Here is a 21,320-nt window from a genome sequence, read left to right as displayed (position 1 = left end):
ATGAATGAATTAAAACACCTTGCTGTTGTTATGGATGGTAATAGGCGCTGGGCTAGGGCTAAGGGTTTTTTGGCAAAACTTGGATATTCCCAAGGAGTCAAAACTATGCAAAAATTGATGGAAGTTTGCATGGAAGAAAATATTTCAAATTTAAGCCTTTTTGCTTTTAGTACGGAAAATTGGAAGCGCCCTAAAGATGAAATTGATTTTATTTTTGAACTTTTAGATCGTTGTTTGGATGAAGCTTTAGAAAAATTTGAAAAAAATAATGTGCGTTTAAGAGCTATAGGTGATTTATCGCGTTTGGAAGATAAAGTAAGAGAAAAAATTACCTTAGTTGAAGAAAAAACAAAGCATTGTGACGCACTTTGTGTTAATTTGGCTATAAGTTATGGTGCAAGAGATGAAATTATAAGAGCTGCTAAGCGTGTGATCGAAAAAAAACTTGAGCTAAATGAAGAAAATTTAACGCAAAATTTAGATTTACCTTTAGATGTGGATTTGATGCTTCGCGTTGGAAATGCTAAAAGACTTTCAAATTTCTTACTTTGGCAGTGTTCATATGCTGAAATTTATTTTAGTGAAACTTTATTTCCATCTCTTACCAAGAGAGAATTTAAAAGGATTATTAAAGAATTTAGAAATAGAGAAAGAACTTTTGGAAAATGATACTTTTCATAATAATTCTAGGGGCTTGTTTGGGTTCTTTTTGCACAAGTTTGGCAAGTAGGATAATTGAAAAAAAGCCTTTTTTTATCTCGCGCTCTTTTTGTTTTTCTTGTGATGCAAAATTAAAATACTATGAAATTATTCCTATTTTTTCTTATATTTTTTTAAAGGCAAAATGTCAAACTTGCAAATGTCATTTGCCTATTTCTTTATTAATCAATGAAATTTTAGGCATAATTTTGCTTATTTTGGTTTATTTTTTAAGTCAAAATTTTTATGATTTTTTATTTTTATCTCTATTTTTATTTAATCTTTTCTTGCTTTCTTTAATTGATATTAAACTCAAAGCCGTACCACAAATCTTACTTTGGAGTGCTTTTTTATTTGCTTTTTTTTACGCCTTTAGGGAAAGTGAAATTTTACATTTTTTGATTTTTAAAGAGTTTAGCAGAGGTTTTTTACTAAATGCTTTTAGTTTTGGAGGATTTGTTTTTTTATTAAAAAGTTTAGTTTTTTTTCTAATGAATTTCCAAAAAAAAGATGAAATTTTAGAAAATTTGGGTGATGCTGATATTATCATTATGTCTTGTATAGGTGGAATTTTAGGTTTTGAGTATGGATTTTTAGTATTATTTATAGCTTCTATTTTAACTTTGCCTTTTTTTATTTTTTTTAAAATTAAAGCAATAAAAGAGCGAGAACTTGCTATGATACCCTTTTTAAATATCGCTTTTGTGGCAGTTTTATTTTATAAAAACTTAGGATTATTCTAATGAAGCTTAGTTTAAGATATGTTTTAAATCAATTTTTAAGTACGAATTTGTCTATATTTTTCGTACTTTTTGCTATTGTATCTATGGTGTTTTTTATTCAACTTGCAAAACTTACTTCAAGCATAGAGATTAGTTTTTTGGATCTTTTAAAGCTTTATGGATTTATGTTGCCTAGAATTTTAATTTTTACCTTGCCTATATCTTTTTTCATTTCTTTAACTTTGGCTTTGTTTAGACTTTCTAAGGAAAATGAAAGCATAGTACTTTTTACTTTGGGATTTTCACCAATGATTTTGGCAAAATTTTTCCTTAAAATTGCAAGCTTGATTAGTGCTTTTATGCTTGTTGTGGCTTTGGTAATGATACCTATAGTATTTGAGCTTCAGGATAACTTTGTAAACTATAAAAGCACTCAAGTGAAATTTAACTACAAAACAGGAGAATTTGGACAAAAATTTTTAGACTGGATGATTTTTATAGAAAAACAAGATAGTGATAAGTATGAAAACATAATTATGTATCGCCCTAAACATAAAGCTGATGATAAAGAACAGCTTATCATAGCCAAAGAAGCGCATGTGCAAAGAAAAGACGATAGCTTTGCTTTTAGCTTAAATCAAGGCAAAATGTATAATTTTGAGCAAGGTCAAAGTATTTTTAGTGGAGAATTTGACACTTTAGTAGTAAATACTCAGTTTAATACAGACAATCTTCAAACAAAGAAATTTTATGAATACTGGAATGATTTAAACGAAAATCCACAAAGAGCAAGAGAATTTGTGATTTATACAACTATAGCCTTGTTTCCACTTGCTAGTACGCTTTTTGCACTTTGTTTTGGTTTGGTTACTTATCGTTATGAAAAAGGCTATGTGTATTTAGGTATGTTTGGAGTGATTGCTATATATTTTGGACTTTTAAGTTCTTTTTCTCAACCTCCAATTTTGGCTTGCCTTGGAATTTTTTCTTTAAGTTTATTTGTTTCGGCTTATTGTTTTAAGAAAATGATTTTGAGTCGTTATTGATGAAAATAAAAATTATATTTTCTTATGATGGCTCTGCTTTTTTAGGTTCTGCTACTCAGCCTCATAAAAAAGGTGTTCAAGATGCTTTAAGTGGGGTCTTATCGCATTTGGGTATTTTTTCACCTCTTTTGATGGCTTCTCGTACGGATAAAGGAGTACATGCAAGCTATGCTGTAGCTAGTGTAGAATGTGGAGATCATTTTGTAAATTTAGAATATCTTCAAAAACAACTTAATAAATTTTCCCATCCTTTTATCCATATCAAAAAAATTGAAAAAGTAAAAGATGATTTTGAGGTAAGATTTGATGTAAAAAGTAGAGAATACCGCTATATATTTTCTCACTCTTCTTATAGTCCTTTTATGGCTTCTTATGTACATTTTTATCCTAAATTTGACCTAGGTAAAGCTAATGAGCTTTTGGGTTTTTTTGTAGGAAAAAAGGATTTAAAGTTTTTTTGTAAAAGTGGAGGGGATAATAAAACGACTTTAAGAGAAATTTTTATTGCTAGAGCTTATGCTTATAAAGATTTTAGCATTTTTCATTTTAAAGCTAATGGTTTTTTAAGAGGGCAAATTAGATTAAGCGTAGCAAGCGTTTTAAAGGTTTTAGAAGGAAAAATGAGTGAAAAAGAACTCAAAGAACAGATTGAGGCTAAAAAGCAATACAATCACTTTTTAGCACCGCCAAATGGGCTTTATTTAAGCCGTATATGTTATTAAAAACTTTCATAGAAATTAAACGCCTTTTGGGTTAAAATTTTTCTTATTTCTTCTTGATGTTCTTTGCCTTTGGTTTCTAGGGTAATTGAAATCATCGCATCGCCATAATCAAGCTTGGTGGAAAATCTATCATAGTCGATTTTTACTATATTTGCATTGGCTATTTTTAAGCTGTCTGTAAGGTGTAATAATGCCCCAGGTTTATCTACTAAAGTAACATGAATTTGCATTTTTCTGTAAGATTTAAATAAACCTTTTTCTATGATGATATTTAGCATTTGTGCATCGATATTGCCTCCGCTTAAAACTACGCCAATTTTTTTATGATTTTGTGTATTTATTTTTTGATGAAGTAGGGTGGCTACACTCGCAGCTCCTGCGCCTTCAACTATGATTTTATGTTTTTCAAGTAAAAACAATACCGCATTAGCGATTTCTTCATCATCAACTTGGATAAAATCATCTACGCATTCTAAAATAATATTAAAATTAATAGGATTTGCATCACGCACAGCAATACCATCGGCTATAGTGCGTACGCTTTTTGCATTTTTGATTTTTTTAGCATGAAAACTTTCATACATTGCAGGAGCTCCTTTGGCTCCAACGCCGATGATTTTAATGTTTGGATTGATTTGTTTAGCTGCACTTGCGATACCACTTATAAGTCCTCCACCTCCAACAGGTGCGATAATCATATCAAGATCACTTATTTCATCAAGCATTTCAAGCATCAAAGTTCCTTGTCCTGCCATTACAAATTCATCTTCAAAAGGATGGATAAAACTAAGATTATTTTCTTTAGCATAAGAGGTTGCAAAAGTATAGGATTCATCAAAATTATCCCCTTTGAGTATCACCTCTGCTCCTAAGGCTTTTGTAGCAGAAACTTTTAAGAGCGGAGTGGATTCTGGCATTACAATAACCGCTTTAATGCCAAATTTTTTTGCACTAATGGCCACGCCTTGAGCATGGTTTCCCGCACTTGCGGCAATGACTCCATGTTGTTTTTGTTCAGCGCTAAGATTGGCTATTTTATTATAAGCTCCACGAATTTTATAAGCACCTGTAATTTGTAAATTTTCATTTTTAAGATAAATCTCACTTTGACAAATATCACTTAAAAAAGAAGAGTATATGAAAGGAGTTTTGTTTACAAACCCTGAAATTTGTTGTTTTGCTTTGTAAATTTTATTAAGCTCTAACACTATTTTTCCTTTGTTTTAAAATACGGATATTCTAGCATAATGCAACGATTTTGTATAAAATTTATATCTAATTTTTTACATTCTTCTTTGGCTGTTTCATTACTAATACCAAGTTGAAGCCATAGGTTTTTAATATTTTTTTCAACAAGCTTAGGAAGAATTTCTAGTGCCGCTTCGCCTTTTCTAAAAAGTATAAGTGTATCGATTTTTTCTTCTATTTGATCTAAATTTCTATAAACTTTTTCATTTAAAATAAACTCTTCTTTAGGATAAATAGGAAAAATTTTATAATTTTTTCTTTGTAAAAATTCTGCTACCCTATAAGAAGCTTTTGTCTTATCTGGACTTAAAGCAAATATGGCAATATTTTTACTTGTATTTATAATATAAGAGATAGTTTCTTTTTCATTCATTATTAACCTTTGTTTTGGTATTTTATCTTAAATGATTAAAAAATTAACTAAAGTGAATTCAAAAAATGAAAAAAGTGTTATAATATAGCAAATTCCGAAGTTTAATAAGGAGGGAAAAATGGAAGAATTTTATCCATATACTTTAACAATCCATCTTCTTTGTGCTATTTTGTTTATAGGTTATTTGTTTGTTGATGTATTTGTTTTGGGCGTAGTTAAAAAGAAAAATCCTAATTTTGACAAAAGTCTTTTTAGTGCTACTGGGGTTAAAATAATGCCTTTTGTGGTTCTTTTGCTTTTTTTAAGCGGAGGTGCTTTGGCAGGTTTTCATTTTAAACCTTTAAATTTACTTTTTGCTATAAAAATTATTTTGGCTTTTGGAATTTTATCTTTAGTTGTTTTTTCTTTATTTTGTCATTTTATATTAAAGAAGAAAAACCCGCTTGGTGCTTTTATCCATCCTTTTGTATTTGTGCTTTGTATCGCGATAGTAATACTGGCTAAATTAATGAATTATTTTTTTATACCTTGCTAAGAAATACTCCACATTCAAGATGTGGAGTATTGGCAAATTGATCAAAAAGAGCAAACTCTTCCACTCTATGTGTTAGACTTAATTCTTTTAAATTTTCTTTTAAAGTGATAGGATTGCAAGAAATATAAATAATATTTTCATATTTTTTTATTAAGTCAATTACGCTTTTATCAAGTCCTGCACGGGGTGGATCAACTAAAACATGAGAGAAATTAAAATCATCTAATCGAATATCTTTTAAACGAAAAAATTCTCTTTCTTTTTTGATAGCAAGACTTAATTCTTCGCTTGAAAGTCTTGCAAAGTGGATATTTGTTGTATTGTTAAGCTCGCAATTTTTTAAAGCAAAATTAATATTGCTTTTTGAAATTTCAGTGGCTAAAATTTTAAAAAAGAATGGTGCTAAAGCTAAAGTAAAATTTCCATATCCACAGTAAAGCTCAAGTAAATCCATTCTTTTTTGAGTGCTTAAAATTTCACATACCCAAGTAATCATTTTTTCATTTATAGCAGTATTAGGCTGAATAAAACAATCGTTGTTAAATTCATAAAATATTTTTCTATCTTGAATATTTAAAGTTTGTCTTAGATTTTCTGTTTTAAAAATAAGTTTTTTGCCTTTACTTCTTGCTATAAGGTTGATATGAAGAATATTGCTTAAATTTTCTAAATTTGACTTTATATCTTCTATATTTTTATGATAAAGTAAAGTTATGCTAAGTTCTTGCTTTGTGGTTAAAAACTCCACGCCAAAAAGTTTTTCTTTTAATTTGCTATCTTGACGCAAGCATTCTAGAAGTTTTGGCATAAAAGCGCAAATTTTTTCATCAGCAAAATCTAAATATTCTATAATGTACTTTTTTTTGCTTTTTGGATCAAACATTGCATAAAAAAGAGTATCATTTTCATGATAAAATGAAAGTTCAACTCTTGTACGATAATGTTTATCTTTTGAGGCAAAAAGTTTAAATTCCTTTGTATAAAATTCTTTAAAATATTTTTTTATGAAAGAGTGTTTTTCATCTAAAGTAAGAAAATTTCCAAAATTTTCAAGACTCATGGAACTTTCTTTCCGATGAGTCTTAGTAAAAGCGCAATAAGTATAAAATTTAAAGGCAAGACAAACCAAACGCTAAGTCCTAAAGATACAGGAATATATCCAGCGATTAAAGAAATACCACAGATAAATAGAGCATAAGGAATTTGTGTTCTTACATGCTCCATATGATCGCATTTTGCACTCATAGATGAAAGGATTACATTATCTGAAATTGGTGAGCAATGGTTTCCAAAAATCGCACCTGTTAAAACGCAGCTTATATTAATGACCATATAATGATGCATAGCATTTGCATCCATACCATTGATTTTGGCGATTTCATGAGCTAAAGGCACAGCCAAAGGCATTAAAATCCCCATAGTTCCATAGCTTGTTCCTATGGCAAAAGAAATGGCTGAAGCAAAAGCAAAAATAGTAGCAGGTAAAATAAACTCAGGCAATTTATCTGCAAGTAGACTGGTGATAAATAAAGAAGTTCCTAGATCTTTTATTATACTTGAAAGCGACCAAGCAAATAAAAGTAAGACTATAGTAAAAATCATGGTTTTCCAGCCATATATCCAAGTTTCTACCGCTTCTTTAAGATTGAAAATTTTACGACGCACCCCGATAAAAATCGCTACAATAGCAGCAAACAAAGCAGCTTGGAATAACACCACAGAAGAATCAGCATTTCCAAAAGCAGCCCTAAAAGTTTCAAAAGACAAAGGATTGGCATTTGCTTTTGCAAGTTCTTCGCCTTCTAAAGTACTAAGTCCATTAAAATAAAATCCTAATATAGCTAAAATGATTAAAGTAAAAATAGGAATAATAGCATCAAAAGCACGAATTTTAATACCTTCTTTTGGTGCTAAAAACTGATCTTCTAATTCAGCAGTATCTAGTGTGCCTGATTTAGGTAGAGGAGCAATTTGCCCTGTGGTTCTTGCACGCACTTCAGCCTTGTACATAGAACCAAACTCACGCCCCATGATTGCAGTCATGATTACAAAAAAAAGCATGAAGATATTATAAAAACGATAAGGTATGGTTTCGACAAAAATTCCAAAAGCACTAATATCGCTAATGCCTATGTGTTCATAAGCGGTTTTAATTAAGGAAACTTCTAAGCCTATCCAAGTAGAAATTACAGCTATTCCTGCTACGGGAGCGGCAGTAGAATCGATAATAAAGGCAAATTTTTCACGAGAAATTTTAAATTTATCCGTCAAAGGACGCATAATTGGACCTACGATCAGTAAATTAGCATAATCATCAAAAAATATTAAAAGCCCTAAAAACCAAGTATTAACTTGAGCTGATACAGCTGATTTGGCTCTTTTGGCAAATTTTAATGCTACAGCTTTTGCACCACCCATTTTTGTGATAAGCGCCACAAGACCACCTATACAAAGAATTTGTAAAATGATTCCCGCATTTACTGGATCAGAAGTTGAACCTAAGATATAAGAAATAATCTTTGAAAAAGATTCTACTGCAGTATTATAAAAATTTACAAAAGCTAAATGTTGTGCTTTGAAAATATTTGCAGAAAGGCTAAGTAGAAAAGTTCCACTTAAAACTCCAGCAAAGAGTGACAAAATAACATCTTTTGTGATAAAGGCTAAAGCAATAGCAACTAAAGGTGGTATAAGCGTAAAAACTCCAAATAAATTAGCATTTGCAGCTGCTTCTGAGGAGTTTGCAAATGCAACTAAAGGTAAAAACAATAAAACTAAAAATTTATTCATTCATCTCTTTCTATATAAAATCCATTCCAAGTTTGTGTTACCGGCATAAGCTCGATTTCATTAACATTAATATGGCTTGGTAGGTTAATAATAGACATTACCACTTTGGCAATATCATTAGCACTGATAAATTGCGTATTTTCATACACTGCATCAGCTTTTTGGATATCTCCTTTAAAACGCACTTCACTAAATTCAGTTTTGCAAAGTCCTGGAGCAATGTTTGTTACTTTGATATTGCTTCCTCTAAGATCATTTCTTAAGGCCAATGAAAATTGTCCTACAAAGGCTTTGGTTCCACAATACACATTGCCTCCAAAATAAGGATTGCGTCCTGCAACCGAACCTAAGTTAAAAATATAAGCATTTTTTTGTTTACGAAGTATAGGAATAACAGCTTTTGCAACATATAAAAATCCTTTGATGTTTGTATCTACCATAGTGTTAATATCTTCAAGGTTTAATTTATCAAATTCATCTACCCCTAAAGCTAAACCTGCATTATTAAAAAGCACATCAATTTCTTGAAATTCTTTGGGTAAATTTTCAATAGCCTCAAAGATTTCTTTTTGATTTCTTACATCTATGCAAAGCGTATAAATCTTATCTTTGTGAGCATTTTTTAACTCTTCTAGACGCTCTTTGCGTCTAGCAAGGGCGATTACTTTGTAGCCTTTTTGTATAAAAGCTTCAACGCAAGCTCTACCAAAACCTGAACTAGCTCCTGTAATAAATGCGGTTTTCATTCTAAACTACCTCCGTAAAATAGATTTTCGTTTGCTTTTAAACCCAAGCTTTTTAGATAATCAGCATTTTCTTTTTTACCTGCTGCTAGCGCAAAGTCAAGCGCATTAAAACCAAGATCATCAACAGCATTAAAATTTGCTCCTTTTGAAATAAGAAGTTTTAAAATTTCAACATTTCCATAGGCTGCAGCATGCATTAAAACATTTTTTGAAGTGTGCTCTAGAGCACAAAATGTAATAAAATAAGGCGTATTTGAACCTATGTTCGCACTTAATGCTAATTTTTCATTGTTATTAATATATTTTTGATTAAAATTTGCTCCATTATCAAGAAGTAGTTTTATGATATCAAGGCGATTAAACTCTATGGCATAAAAAAGTGGGGTTTTACCAAAGGCATTGGCTTGATTAACATTCGCTCCATTTTGGATTAAAAAATTTGTATTTTCATAATTTTCCAATGCGTAAAAAATAGCACTTTCATAACCTTCGTCAATCCTAGCACCAAAACGAATCAAAAGTTCTAAAATTTCTTTTTCTCTTTGATTTAGAAGCGCTGCTTGCAAGGCTATCGTAAGATCATCTTGGCTTGGATTATTTGAAAAAATAAAATCTTGTATATAAGATACCGAATAATTTTTATTTGACATGATTTTTGCTAAAGGACTAATGTCTTTGTAAATTTTTGTTTCACCAACAGCCCAATTTAAAAATTCGTTTAAAGCATTGCTAGTATAGTAAATATTACTACCTTTGTCAAAATTAAAATTACTTTCAAAATACTTTTCTAAAGGTTCTATAGCATTGTTATATTCTTTCCAAAAAGCTTTGTAAAGTCTAAAATTTCCTATACTTTGATATGCCCAATATCTAAAATAAGATTTTAAAATATCATATTTTTTTTCTAAATTTTCGGGTGTATCTAAAGTTTTTTGATAAGCGATGGGATCGATAGCTATTTTTAATAATAAAAAATCAAATTGTTGTAATTTGGGCAAATAAGCCACACCATTACAAGAGCTATTGCTTCCGCGAATTTCATTGGAAATCGCATAGAGTTTTTTTGTAAAATCTTGATTTTTTAAAGATTCTTTACAGCTTGAAGCTATATTTAAATAATCTAAATTTGAACTTTTATTTAGCAATGTTTTATTATTTTTAATGTTGTCGCAGTTAATGGCATCGCTAGCCATTAAACTTGCAAAACAACAAAAGGAAGTGAATAATAACTTCAATATTTTTCCTTTGAAAATTTTAATTTTGTTATTTAATCCAAATAAGTATTAAATTTGAATTAATTTTCAAGTTTGAAATTTTCAATCTCATTAAAATTTAAATATCTATAGATATTTGCCTTATGCTCATCACTTAGTTTTTCGCTGACAATTTGTAAGTATTCTTCCTTGCTTGGAATTTTACCCAAAATCGCACAAACTGCCGCAAGTTCTGCACTGCCTAAATATACTTTAGCACCCATTCCCATACGGTTGTCAAAATTTCTTGTAGAAGTTGAGAAAACTACAGCTCCATCATTTACTCTAGCTTGATTACCCATACATAAAGAACAACCAGGAACTTCTATTCTAGCACCTGCTGCACCAAAGATGCTGTAATAACCTTCATTGGTAAGTTGTGCTTTATCCATTTTTGTTGGAGGCACTACCCAAAGTCTGGTTTTAAGTATGCCTTTATCTTTTAAAATTTCTCCCAAAGCTCTATAATGTCCTATATTTGTCATACAAGAACCTACAAAAACTTCATCTATATTTTTTGGACGCTTATCATCGGCTAAAATTTCACTTAAGGTTGCTACATCATCAGGGTCATTTGGACAAGCTAGGATTGGCTCTTTAATGTCATTAAGGTTAATATCTATAATATAAGCGTATTTTGCATCTTTATCTGCTCTTAAAAGAGTAGGGTTTTTAAGCCATTCTCTCATTTTTTCAGCCCTTCTAGCAAGGGTAGCTTTATTCTCATATCCTGCTTCTATCATAGCTTCAATTAAAGAAATATTGGATTTGATATATTCGCTTACACTTTCTATGCTTAAATCCACACTACAAGCAGCTGCAGATCTTTCAGCACTTGCATCACTAAGTTCAAAAGCTTGTTCGACTTTTAAGTTTGGCAAGCCTTCTATTTCTAAAATTTTTCCTGCAAAAATATTTTTCTTATTTTTCTTTTCAACGGTAAGTTGTCCTTGTTTGATTGCGTAATAAGGTATAGCATTAACCAAATCTCTTAAGGTAACTCCAGCTTGTAATTCCCCGCTAAAACGCACTAAAACACTTTCAGGGACATTTAAAGGCATAGAACCAGTAACTGCAGCAAAAGCCACAAGTCCACTTCCCGCAGGGAAAGAAATTCCTATAGGAAAGCGTGTGTGAGAATCCCCACCCGTTCCTACGGTATCTGGCAATACAAAACGATTAAGCCAAGAGTGAATAACCCCATCACCTGGTTTTAAACTTACCCCACCACGACTTGTCATGAAATTGGGCAAGGTTTTATGTAAATTTGAATCGCTTACTTTTGGATAAGCAGCTGTATGGCAAAAGCTTTGCATCACAAAGTCTGCATTAAAACCTAGGCTTGCAAGTTCTTTAATTTCATCTCTAGTCATAGGACCTGTGGTATCTTGAGAGCCTACAGTTAAAGTTATAGGTTCTATATACATACCTGGACGCACGCCTTCAACTCCACAGGCACGACCTAGCATTTTTTGAGCCAAGGTATAACCACCGCTTGAAGATTTAGGTTGTTCAGGTTTGGTAAAGATATTTTCACTTTCCATTCCTAAAAATTCTCTAGCCTTAGTACAAAGCCCGCGACCTATGATAAGTGGGATTCTTCCTCCTGCTCTAACTTCATCTAAGAGAGTGTTTGGACTGAGTGTAAATTCTGCAATTGTAGAGCCATTTTTTATGATTTTTCCCTCATAAGGATGAATTTCAAACTCATCGCCCATTTCTAAGTTTGTTACATCACAGATAATAGGTAAAGCCCCGCTATCTTGAGCAGTGTTAAAGAAAATCGGTGCTATAGTTGAACCCATTACTATACCACCGCTATGCTTGTTTGGCACACCTTCTATTTCTTTTCCTAAATGCCATTGTATAGAATTTATTGCTGATTTTCTACTTGAACCTGTTCCTACAACATCACCTACATAAACTACTTCGCGACCGCTTTTTTTAAGCTCTTTGATTTTTTCTAAGGATCCTGCTTGTCTTACCTTTAGCATGGCATTTGCATGCAAAGGAATATCGCTTCTTGTAAAAGCATCTCCTGCAGGGCTTAGATCGTCGGTATTTGTTTCACCTGCTACTTTGAAAACTATACATTTAATCACTTGAGGTAATTTTTCTTTTTTGTTAAACCAGTCCGCATTTGCCCAGCTTTGTAAAACTTCCTTAGCGTGTGGATTGTTTTTGCTAAGTTCAGCTATGGTATGAAAATTATCATGAACAAAAATAATATTTTTCAACACTTCTGCAGAATCTTTGGCTATGTTTTCATCTTTTAAGGCATCAATTAAAACTTTAACATTATATCCGCCTAGCATAGTTCCAAGCATTCTTAAGGCTCTTTTTTTGTCTATATTTGGAGCGCTGATTTTGCCTTTAAGTATAGAATCTAAAAATTCACATTTTACTAAAGCTGCATCATCAACACCAGGATTTACTCTATTTTCTAAAAGATTTGCAAGCTCTTCATTATTTTCATTTTCAAGTAGTTTACAAAGTTCTTTAGTTTGATTTGCATTTAAAGGAAGGGGTGGTATACCCAAAGCGGCTCTTTCTTCAACAAGTTTATTGTATTCTTGCATAAAAGACATTTTCTACTCCTTAAATATTTTTTATTATAATTGTAGCTCTTTGAAGGATAAAAAATGTTTAAAGTTTATTATAAAATGCCTTTATGTTACCTATCTTTACATAGTGATGGAAAATTTTTAACTAGAGTCGATTTTTGTGATAATAAAAGATCAGAAAAAAATTGTAGTTTGCTTGACTTAGCAAAATATGAACTTGATTTATATTTTACTCATAAGCTTAGAAAATTTAGCATTCCTGTTTTGATACAAGGTACAGATTTTGAATCAAAGGTTTATAAGGCTTTAATGAAAATTCCTTATGGTAAAATAGCTACTTATAAAGATATAGCAGAAAAAATTAATCATCCAAAAGCTTTTAGAGCTGTCGGAAATGCAAATTCTAAAAATCAAATTCCTATTTTTATACCTTGTCATAGAGTTATTGCAAGCAATGGCATAGGAGGATATAATGGAGGGCTTGAAATAAAAAGATTTTTGCTTGAAAATGAAGGAGTGAATTTAAAATAAGCTTGGGGTTTGATTTTCTTTGTTTTCAAATTCTTGTTCAAAAATATCATAATTTTCAAGAATTAAACAATATTTAAAATTTTTTAATTTTCTTAAATCTGAAAGCTGATTATAGGAAAAATCACAAAATAAAGAATTTTTAGAAGCAATTTTAAAGTCTTTTATGTTTTTAAATTTTTCTTTCCAGAATTCAAAGGTATTTTGGTTGTTGCTTACAATAAACGCTTGAGAGCTTGAACCAAAAGGAGTGATTTCAAATTTATCATCAATAAAATAAATTTTAAAATCATCAATCTTATTAAAGTCAAATATTATTTTTTGATTTTTTTCTTTTAAAAAAGAAATAATTTTTGCAAAACTATTTGCGTAAAAAAAAGGTAAATTAAGATTTTTAAAATATAAATTTTCACAAATCAAAGTTGTAAAAAAAAAGCTAGATCGCGATAATAAAGTAAAATTAGCATCTTTTAGACTATGAGAATAGGCACAAAGTTTATTTAAGTAATTTTCTTCACAGTAGCAAAAAATTTCACCCTTTTTTGCTTTGATTAGTTTTTCAAAATCAGCAAAAATATTTCCTTTTAAAATGTTAAAATAAAAAGCCTTGCAAAGACTTAGTTCGTAAGATTTAAAAAGTAAAAATTCACATTCTTTATCTTCACAAAAAAAGCGTAAAAATCTTACAAGAGCTTGTTCTAGATTTTCTACTCTAAAGTAAAAAATGTCTTTATCTTCAATAGTAATGTCATTTTCTGTAATTATAGCATAAGCGCCTTTTTTTACAGCTTGGGTAATTTCTTTTTTATCGTTATTAAAGAAGGCAAAGCCTGCTTTAAGTTCGTTTAAATTTATGGCAAAACCTTCCACGCTTAAAACGCTACCTTCATGAACGAGTGTCGCGTTTAAAAGTTCACCTAAATTGCTAATTTGCATATTTTAGCCTACTAAAGAACCGTTTTGCACAAGTTGTTCAGGGGTGATTAAAACAAGTTTATCTCCGCTTTTTGCAGAAAGTATCATACCATCGCTTTCATGTCCAAAAATTTTAGCTTTTTTAAGATTACTTATAACACATACTTGTTTACCGATTAAATCACTGGCTTTATAGTATTTTGCTATGCCTGAGAGTACTTGACGGATCTCTTTATTGTCAAGTTCGAGTTGAAATTTTAAAAGTTTTTCACTCCCTTCTATATTTTGACAATCAAGTACCTTAGCAACTTTGATTTCAATTTTTGCAAAATCATCGATTTTTATTTTAGGACTTTCTTCTTTTTTAGGTTCTTCTTTAATTTCTTGTTTTAAAAGAGCTTTTTCTACTTTTGGAAATAAAGCTTCACAAGGATTTGCTTTAAAATCTAAAAGTTTATTATCAAGTATCATTTTTGCGTAATTTGCAGACGAAATTTCAAAATTTAAAGCCAAAGCTACTTTTTGACAAGATTTTGGTAGAGCAGGGCTTAGCAAAAGACTTGTTTTAGCTAAAATATTTGCACAAAGTGCTACTAAAGCATTAGCTTGTTCGTGTTTGTTTTCTTTGATTAAATTCCAAGGTTCGTATTTGCTAATGGCTAAATTTGCCACACTTAAGGCTTTAAAAAGTTCTTCTAAATAACGATTACACTGTAAGTTTTCTAAAAATTCTACCGCTAAATTTAAGTGTTCTTTTACTTGATTTAATTCAGCATTGTAAAATTTTAAAACACTTTCTTTTGAAATATTTCCTTGAGAATATTTTGTACTCATACCTATAATGCGATTAAGTAAATTTCCAAATTCATTGCTTAGTTCAGCATTGATACGATTTATCAGCATATTTTCGCTAAAATCCCCATCATTACCAAAAGGTACTTCTCTAAGCAAGAAATACCTAAAAGCTTCGCTTCCATAAGCATCAACTATTTCTTTAGGTTTTACAACATTGCCTTTAGATTTGCTCATTTTTTCACCTTCTTTAGTCCACCAGCCATGTGCACCTATAAATTTTGGCAAAGGCAAATCCACGCTCATTAAAAAAGCTGGCCAATAAATGGCATGAAAACGCAAGATATCTTTTCCTACTAAATGCACATGCGCAGGCCAAAATTTAGCATTTTCTCCCTTGCTTTGAAAATCAAGCGAACTTATATAGATAAAAAGTGCATCAAGCCATACATAAATAATATGTTTATCATCATTAATTTCTTGAGGCAGTTTAATCCCCCAATCAAAACTTGTTCTTGTAATAGAAAGATCTTTAAGGCCGCTTTGGACAAAATTTATAAGTTCGTTTTTTTTGTTTTTTGGTAGGATGGGATCTTTTTCTTCATACCATTGTAAAATTTTATCTTGATATTTTGAAAGTTTGAAAAAATAGCTTTCCTCTTTTAAAATTCTAGTTTGTTTGCCACAATCCGGACAAGAACAATCATTGATAAGCTGACTTTGAGTAAAAAAGCTTTCACAAGAAATACAATAGTGTCCTTCGTATTCATCTTTATAAATATCACCTTTTTGCCACATTTTTAAAAACATAGCTTTAACAAATTCAATATGTCTTGTATCAGTTGTTCTTGCGTAAATATCATAGGTGATTTCAAATTCATCCCATAATTTTTTAAATTCAAAACTGATTTTATCAGCATATTCTTGAGGAGTGGAATTTCTTAGTTTGGCAGCTTCTTCGATTTTTTGTCCATGCTCATCTGTTCCTGTTAGAAATCTTGTTTCATGTCCTTGCAAACGATAAAATCTTGCTAAAGTATCGGCTATGATGGTAGTATAAGCATGACCTAAATGAGGTACATCATTTACATAATAAATTGGTGTTGTAATATAACGCATTTTTTTCCTTTAAAAGTCAAATCCGCCTTCGGTTTTACCCTTAGACATACTATTATAGACTGCATCAACATAATTTTTTCTAGTTTGGCAGTTAAAAATTTCATTGCAATTATAACAAGAGTTTAGGTTTTTTGAGTTTTGACATGAAAGTAAAATTTCTTTCTTTTTATCCATATCAAGTTCAAATTCATCTCTAATCTCACTCATTGTAAGCCTTTAAAAGTTTTGAAATTTCATATTCTGAGCCAAAAAAACAAGGAGTTGTAGCATGGATTTTATCAAATTCAAGTTCAAGTAAGGAGTGATTTTTTCCATTTGTGGTTTTTCCGCCTGCTTTTTCTATAATAAAGGCTAAAGGAAAGACTTCAAAAAAAGCACGAAGTTTGCCATTAGGCGCATCTTGTGTTGCAGGATAACTAAAAATCCCACCCCCTTTTAATAAAATTTGATTGATATCGCTTACCATAGCCCCAGAATATCTTAAGCGATATCCTTCATCAAAAAGACTTTTGACAAATTTAGCGTGTTTTTCTTCCCAAAATTTTTGCGTTCCGCCTGTAGCATTAATTTTGCCTTTTTCATTCATTTTAAGATCTTTTATAAAAATAAATTCATTATTTGCATTTAGGCGATAAAGTTTTGGTTGATCTTTGCAAATCACAAGTTCTAAGCGCGCTCCATACATACTATAAAGTGCAGCTCTTAAATTTTTGGCATTTGCTTTTTCTTCATAGATGGCAAAAATAGAACCTATAGCAAAATTAACATCCATTAAGCTAGAACCATCTAAAGGATCATAAGCTACGATAAAATTTGCTTTTTTATTAAGCGTTAAAATTTCGTCTTTTTCTTCACTTATGATGGCTTTAATGCTTGAACATTGACTTAGGGTTTTTGTGATGATTTCATCGCTTAAAACATCAAATTTGAGTTGGGTATCGCCTGTAAAATTTTGATTTTGACTGTAGCTTGTATCGGGAAATTTTAAAGCGTTAGAAATTTCTAAAACAGCTTTTTGTATATAAGAAATCACTTCTTGCATTTTATAATTCTCCTTGTAAATTTTTAGCATTTTTAAGTATATATTGACAAATAGCTTGTATATCGTTTAAATCAAGCCAAGTAAGATAAGGGTGAGAAATTTTTTCATAGCTTGCAATGGCGTTTGAAAAAGTAAAATAACTTTCATCAATTTCTTTGCAAAATACGCTAATGCGTGGTAAATCAAGAGTTTTCAATCCTTCAACCAAACAAATGTCAAAATCAGGGCTTAATTTTAAAGCTTTTAAAATATCTCTATTTTCATGAGAAAAAAAAGTTGTTCTTGTAGGGCTTAAAACCATGACTTCAGCTCCGCTTTGAAAAAATTTAAAACTATCTTTACCGTTAAAATCAAATTGAGATTTATCGGCAGGATCATGTTTAATGATTAAAACTTTTAAATTTTGTTGCAAAAAATTATCAGCTATTTTGGTGATGAGTGTAGTTTTTCCTGAATTTGAAGGCCCGCTAAAAGCTATGATAAGTTGTTTCATAAAATATACTCTTAATTTTTTTTGTAAAATTATATCTTTTTAAACCAAAAAATAGGGTTAAAAGGCTACAATAATACTAAAAAATATGGAAAAAGAATGAAAATTTATAGTGTAATTTTAGGTACTTTTTTGCTTGGAGCTTGTTCTTTAAAAGATCAGGCGATTGTGGATACAAATTTAAAATCTCAAACTTTAATGTTTACTCAAAAATACAAAATCACACAAGATAAGATTAATGCCATTATAACTATGTCTTATTTAAACCCAATTCTAGACAAGACAAGTAAAGATGATGTATTAGCTTTATCTTTTACTCCAAATACATTAAAAATTCAAAATTTAGAAGTTTTTATCAATAATAAAAAAGCCAATATTGAAAAATTGGATGATGAGTATTTAAAATATATAATACAAAACAACTATACTGATTATTTTAAAGCATCTCTTCCTAGTGTCAAGGAAGAGACTAGGCTTGTAGCTAAGATTTGTTTAGATCATTTGCCTTGTTTTGAATTAAATTTTCAAAAATATCCGAAATCTTTATACTATCGTTCAGAAGATGTCGATACACAATATAATTAGCTAGAACTTTTTTTCCGTAAATTCGGCTTTCTTGATAAGGAACTAGCTCCATAGACAAGAAAGGTTCAAATTTGCCTGTCTTAAACATATCATTTCTTGCAAGCATACGGTTAGTAAATCCTATACCGCCATTATAAGCATAAGCGACAAAAAGTGGAGATTTTAAACGTGATTCAAGGTAATTTAGATGATAGTTTCCAAAGTAATATGCTATTTCAGGTTTAAACATAAAATCTTGATCGAAATTTGGAATTTTTAATTCTTTTTCCCCTATGTGATTGGCCAAAAATGGCATAAATTGCATCATGCCTAAAGCATAAGAAACTGAAATAGCAGTTGGAATAAAACGACTTTCTTGTCTGGCAATAGCCAAAATTAAAGCTTGTCTTGTTTTGTTATAGTCTTTTATATTGTCATAATAAGGCATTATAAAATAATGTTTTTTAAAATTATTTTTGCGTTCTAATATGTAAGCATAAATAGGCAAGGTTTCTTGTGTGTCAAATTCTTTTGCCAAGACATCTAGTTGACTTGCGTTAGCATCGCGAATTTGTTTGTTTATTTTTTGCCAAGCAAAAGGATCTTGCATATTAAAATTATTTTTTTTCTTGCTTGGATTAAGGCTTTCTATCTTTGGAAAAGGTGTGTTAGTAAGTTCTTTTGCGTAAAGACTATAAATATTTAAAGAAGAACTTTGCGATAAAGTTTTTAAATCTTCTTCATTGTTTTTAATCAACCACATCCAAAATATAGCATTGTCTTTATTACTTTGCGATTTAAAACTTTGTGCCGCCTTTTTAAAAAAGTCATAAGCAAGCTCTGTTTTATCATAAGTTAAGGCATTGACTCCTAAATAGAAAGCAGAATCTTCACTTACATTTTCAGGATTTATTTCTAGCATAGAATGTCTAAATTTTGGATTTTCTTTTTTAATAATAATATTTTGTGCAAAATCTTTAAAACCAATGTGGTTTGGTAGTTTATTGACTAAACTTGTATTTAAATCTAAGTCGTATTTTTTAGAATAATTATAAAGTTTAAAAAAACCATTAATATCTTCTTTTTGTGCTATATAGCTCATAGGATCAGAAGTATTAAAAGCTAGCAATAAATTTGTCAAATCAGGTCTTTGATTTTTAAAGGTTTGAGCTAAAGTAGTTCGGTCTTTGGAATTTAAACTTGCTATAAAAACTAATGAATTTAAGCGCACACTTTGACAAGTTAAATTTGCATCTAAGATAGTATTTGCTGTATAGGTATAGCATTTAGCATATTTTGGGTTGATATAAGGCTTTAAAGGAATGATTTTTTCAAGTTCGGATTTAATTTTTCCTATATAGCGAAAAATATGAGAATTTAAATCCTGTGCATCTTTTTTACTGATTTTATTTTTTTCTAAAAGCCTATAAATATAATAATCCTTAGCAAGTGAATTTTCTTCTTTTTTGAGTTTTTCTATGCTATATTGTGTAGCATTTAAACTTGAAAAAATAAATAAAAAAATGAGTATTTTTTTTATCACAATATACTCCTTAAGATATTCCCAAGAAAAATACCAAGAAACTGCAATGCTAAGACTATAATCAAAGGTGCAAGATCAATATTACCAATGCGTGTTGGAATTTTTCTAACTAAGGCGTAAGCAGGATAACTTAATTTATATAAAATTTGCACTATGGGATTATAAGGATCAGGGTTTACCCAGCTTAAAAGTGCTGTGATGATAATAATCCAAGTATAAATGTTAATGACAATTTGTAGTACTTGAAAAATAGAAATAATAAAAGAGTCTATAACCATAGTTAAATCCTTGCTAATTCGTGAATAAAATTTTTAATATAAGGATAAAGATCGCTAAGCTCAGGTCCGTGAATATTTCCTGTTAAAATTATCCTTAAAGGCATGAAAAATTTTTTACCTTTTAAGTCGCTTTTGCTTAAAAGTTCATTTTTAAAATCTTCATAGTTTTCAAAAAGTTCAATATCTTTTAAGAGTTCTTTTAAAATTTTACATTCTACTTCAAACTCGCCAAAGTCTTTTGTGCTAAAAATAGCTCGCATTTTTTCTTTAAGTTCTTTTATGGTGCTTGCTTCTTGAGTGTAAAATTTAGTAAGTTGTGCAAGATCTTTGTTTAAATCTAAAATTTTATTAAGCTCATCATCTTTGATCATTTTGATATGTTCACGATTGATTTGTAAGAGTTTTTTAAGATCAAATCTTGCGGGAGCTTTTGAAACTTTAGAAATATCAAACCATTTTATAGCTTCTTCTAAGGTAAAAATTTCACAAGGAGTTTTATTGCCTAGCATGATCAGATAATTTGCGATTGCACTAGGTAAAATTCCACTTTCAAGTAGCCATTTTACAGAAGAATGTGCTTCTCTTTTGCTCATTTTAACACCTTCTTCGTTTAAAATGATAGGCAAGTGCGCATAAGTTATGGCTTTATTATAGTCTAAACTTGCGCGGATATGTTCTTGTTTTGGAGTGTTTGAAACATGATCTTCTCCGCGTATAATACAAGTAACATTTTCAAGCATATCATCAACCGCACAAGCAAAATTATAAGTTGGAGTTTTATCCGTTCTCATAATCACAAAAGAGTCTATGTTTTCAGGTTTAAAACTTAATTCACCTTTGATAAAATCTGTAAATTTCATAGTGTGAGTAGGTTTTTTAAGACGGATAACAAAGGGTTTTTCACATTCTAAAACATCGATATCGGCTAGTTTTTCACAAGTGCCATCGTAGCGATAAGCTTTACCTTGTTTTTTAGCTAGCTCTTTTTTTGCTTCAAGTTCTTCTTCAGTACAAAAACAAGCAAAAGCTTTTTTTTCACTTACAAGTTTTAAAGCCATTTGGCGATGGAATTTTAAATTTTCACTTTGTATATAGTAATGCTGCCATGAAATACCAAAAAGATTTAAAATTTCTTTGATTTCTTCTTCTTTTCCTGCTATATTTCTAGCCTTATCAGTATCTTCAATACGTAAGATAAAATCCATATTTTTTTGTCTTGCACAGATATAGTTAAAAATTGCTGCGCGTAAATTTCCTATGTGCATATCACCTGTGGGAGAAGGTGCAAAACGGTACATTTTATAGCCTTTAAAATTATTTAAAAGTTTATTATAACAGAAAAATTTATACG

The 21,320-nt window shown here is 30.2% G+C and carries 22 protein-coding genes; 7 read left to right on the top strand and 15 right to left on the bottom strand.

Annotated features, from left to right (window positions below; translation table 11 throughout):
- The 4 genes from uppS to truA are packed head-to-tail and all read left to right on the top strand — an operon-like array spanning position 1 to position 3,189.
- Positions 1-669 (top strand): polyprenyl diphosphate synthase, encoded by a 669-nt coding sequence (gene uppS, locus AJ886_RS02470; protein ID WP_002852565.1) that lies wholly within the window; start codon positions 1-3, stop codon positions 667-669.
- Complete coding sequence (locus AJ886_RS02465) at positions 666-1,442, top strand: A24 family peptidase (RefSeq protein ID WP_070278583.1); 777 nt, start codon at positions 666-668, stop codon at positions 1,440-1,442. The genes uppS and AJ886_RS02465 overlap by 4 nt, the downstream gene beginning before the upstream one ends.
- Positions 1,442-2,467, top strand: a complete 1,026-nt coding sequence (locus AJ886_RS02460) for an LptF/LptG family permease (RefSeq protein WP_002856798.1) — start codon at positions 1,442-1,444, stop codon at positions 2,465-2,467. Before AJ886_RS02465 ends, AJ886_RS02460 begins: the two co-directional genes overlap by 1 nt.
- The gene (gene truA / locus AJ886_RS02455; protein WP_079264422.1) at positions 2,464-3,189 is read left to right on the top strand and encodes a tRNA pseudouridine(38-40) synthase TruA; all 726 of its coding nucleotides are present in this window, start codon (positions 2,464-2,466) and stop codon (positions 3,187-3,189) included. Before AJ886_RS02460 ends, truA begins: the two co-directional genes overlap by 4 nt.
- Here truA and ilvA read toward each other — a convergent pair.
- Entirely contained in the window at positions 3,186-4,397 is a 1,212-nt protein-coding gene (gene ilvA, locus AJ886_RS02450; RefSeq protein ID WP_002861469.1) for a threonine ammonia-lyase, read from the bottom strand. The genes truA and ilvA overlap by 4 nt on opposite strands.
- Positions 4,397-4,810: a CoA-binding protein gene (locus AJ886_RS02445; protein ID WP_002861470.1), complete on the bottom strand. Its 414-nt coding sequence runs from the start codon at positions 4,808-4,810 to the stop codon at positions 4,397-4,399. The genes ilvA and AJ886_RS02445 overlap by 1 nt, the downstream gene beginning before the upstream one ends.
- Before the next feature lie 118 nt (positions 4,811-4,928).
- Here AJ886_RS02445 and AJ886_RS02440 point away from each other — a divergent pair, with 118 nt between their 5' ends.
- Positions 4,929-5,345, top strand: a complete 417-nt coding sequence (locus tag AJ886_RS02440; protein WP_002861471.1) for a membrane protein — start codon at positions 4,929-4,931, stop codon at positions 5,343-5,345.
- Here the strand turns inward: AJ886_RS02440 and trmA are convergent.
- From trmA to AJ886_RS02415, 5 genes are read right to left on the bottom strand one after another with little or no spacing between them, the layout of a single operon-like run.
- A complete protein-coding gene (trmA, locus tag AJ886_RS02435; RefSeq protein WP_002861472.1) occupies positions 5,332-6,405 on the bottom strand; it encodes a tRNA (uridine(54)-C5)-methyltransferase TrmA in 1,074 nt (357 codons plus the stop codon). The genes AJ886_RS02440 and trmA overlap by 14 nt on opposite strands.
- Positions 6,402-8,135: a Na+/H+ antiporter NhaC family protein gene (locus AJ886_RS02430; protein ID WP_070287070.1), complete on the bottom strand. Its 1,734-nt coding sequence runs from the start codon at positions 8,133-8,135 to the stop codon at positions 6,402-6,404. Before AJ886_RS02430 ends, trmA begins: the two co-directional genes overlap by 4 nt.
- Positions 8,132-8,881, bottom strand: a complete 750-nt coding sequence (locus tag AJ886_RS02425) for an SDR family NAD(P)-dependent oxidoreductase (RefSeq protein ID WP_002861474.1) — start codon at positions 8,879-8,881, stop codon at positions 8,132-8,134. Before AJ886_RS02425 ends, AJ886_RS02430 begins: the two co-directional genes overlap by 4 nt.
- A complete protein-coding gene (locus AJ886_RS02420; protein WP_032603315.1) occupies positions 8,878-10,116 on the bottom strand; it encodes an ankyrin repeat domain-containing protein in 1,239 nt (412 codons plus the stop codon). Before AJ886_RS02420 ends, AJ886_RS02425 begins: the two co-directional genes overlap by 4 nt.
- A gap of 59 nt (positions 10,117-10,175) precedes the next feature.
- On the bottom strand, positions 10,176-12,722 hold the full coding sequence (locus AJ886_RS02415) for a bifunctional aconitate hydratase 2/2-methylisocitrate dehydratase (protein ID WP_070278581.1): 2,547 nt from the start codon (positions 12,720-12,722) through the stop codon (positions 10,176-10,178).
- A 54-nt stretch (positions 12,723-12,776) separates the two neighbouring features.
- Between AJ886_RS02415 and AJ886_RS02410 the strand changes: the two genes are divergently transcribed.
- Positions 12,777-13,229 (top strand): methylated-DNA--[protein]-cysteine S-methyltransferase, encoded by a 453-nt coding sequence (locus AJ886_RS02410; protein WP_002856786.1) that lies wholly within the window; start codon positions 12,777-12,779, stop codon positions 13,227-13,229.
- Here the strand turns inward: AJ886_RS02410 and AJ886_RS02405 are convergent.
- The 5 genes from AJ886_RS02405 to mobB are packed head-to-tail and all read right to left on the bottom strand — an operon-like array spanning position 13,221 to position 17,587.
- A complete protein-coding gene (locus AJ886_RS02405) occupies positions 13,221-14,162 on the bottom strand; it encodes a hypothetical protein (protein WP_002861477.1) in 942 nt (313 codons plus the stop codon). The genes AJ886_RS02410 and AJ886_RS02405 overlap by 9 nt on opposite strands.
- A gap of 3 nt (positions 14,163-14,165) precedes the next feature.
- Positions 14,166-16,052, bottom strand: a complete 1,887-nt coding sequence (gene metG / locus AJ886_RS02400) for a methionine--tRNA ligase (RefSeq protein WP_070233330.1) — start codon at positions 16,050-16,052, stop codon at positions 14,166-14,168.
- A 9-nt stretch (positions 16,053-16,061) separates the two neighbouring features.
- Entirely contained in the window at positions 16,062-16,259 is a 198-nt protein-coding gene (locus AJ886_RS02395; RefSeq protein ID WP_070248169.1) for a hypothetical protein, read from the bottom strand.
- Positions 16,252-17,094, bottom strand: coding sequence for a class 1 fructose-bisphosphatase (locus AJ886_RS02390; protein ID WP_002861480.1), 843 nt, complete (start codon positions 17,092-17,094; stop codon positions 16,252-16,254). Before AJ886_RS02390 ends, AJ886_RS02395 begins: the two co-directional genes overlap by 8 nt.
- A gap of 1 nt (position 17,095) precedes the next feature.
- Positions 17,096-17,587, bottom strand: a complete 492-nt coding sequence (gene mobB / locus AJ886_RS02385) for a molybdopterin-guanine dinucleotide biosynthesis protein B (RefSeq protein WP_070233331.1) — start codon at positions 17,585-17,587, stop codon at positions 17,096-17,098.
- 96 nt (positions 17,588-17,683) lie between these two features.
- On the opposite strand from mobB, the gene AJ886_RS02380 reads away from it, so the two are divergent.
- A complete protein-coding gene (locus tag AJ886_RS02380; protein ID WP_002872845.1) occupies positions 17,684-18,169 on the top strand; it encodes a hypothetical protein in 486 nt (161 codons plus the stop codon).
- Here the strand turns inward: AJ886_RS02380 and AJ886_RS02375 are convergent.
- From AJ886_RS02375 to gltX, 3 genes are read right to left on the bottom strand one after another with little or no spacing between them, the layout of a single operon-like run.
- Complete coding sequence (locus AJ886_RS02375; RefSeq protein ID WP_079860508.1) at positions 18,066-19,691, bottom strand: lytic transglycosylase domain-containing protein; 1,626 nt, start codon at positions 19,689-19,691, stop codon at positions 18,066-18,068. The two genes, AJ886_RS02380 and AJ886_RS02375, sit on opposite strands and share 104 nt — an antisense overlap.
- Positions 19,688-19,969 carry a YggT family protein gene (locus AJ886_RS02370; RefSeq protein WP_002852501.1) on the bottom strand — a complete coding sequence of 94 codons (282 nt, stop codon included), beginning with the start codon at positions 19,967-19,969 and terminating at the stop codon, positions 19,688-19,690. Before AJ886_RS02370 ends, AJ886_RS02375 begins: the two co-directional genes overlap by 4 nt.
- Positions 19,970-19,971: 2 nt before the next feature.
- Complete coding sequence (gene gltX / locus AJ886_RS02365) at positions 19,972-21,267, bottom strand: glutamate--tRNA ligase (protein WP_070239618.1); 1,296 nt, start codon at positions 21,265-21,267, stop codon at positions 19,972-19,974.
- Positions 21,268-21,320 lie beyond the last annotated feature (53 nt).

Source organism: Campylobacter sp. BCW_6465 (assembly GCF_001762815.1).
In the GTDB taxonomy this organism is placed as follows: Bacteria; Campylobacterota; Campylobacteria; order Campylobacterales; family Campylobacteraceae; genus Campylobacter_D; species Campylobacter_D jejuni.
This window is presented reverse-complemented; position numbering and strand designations above follow the sequence as displayed.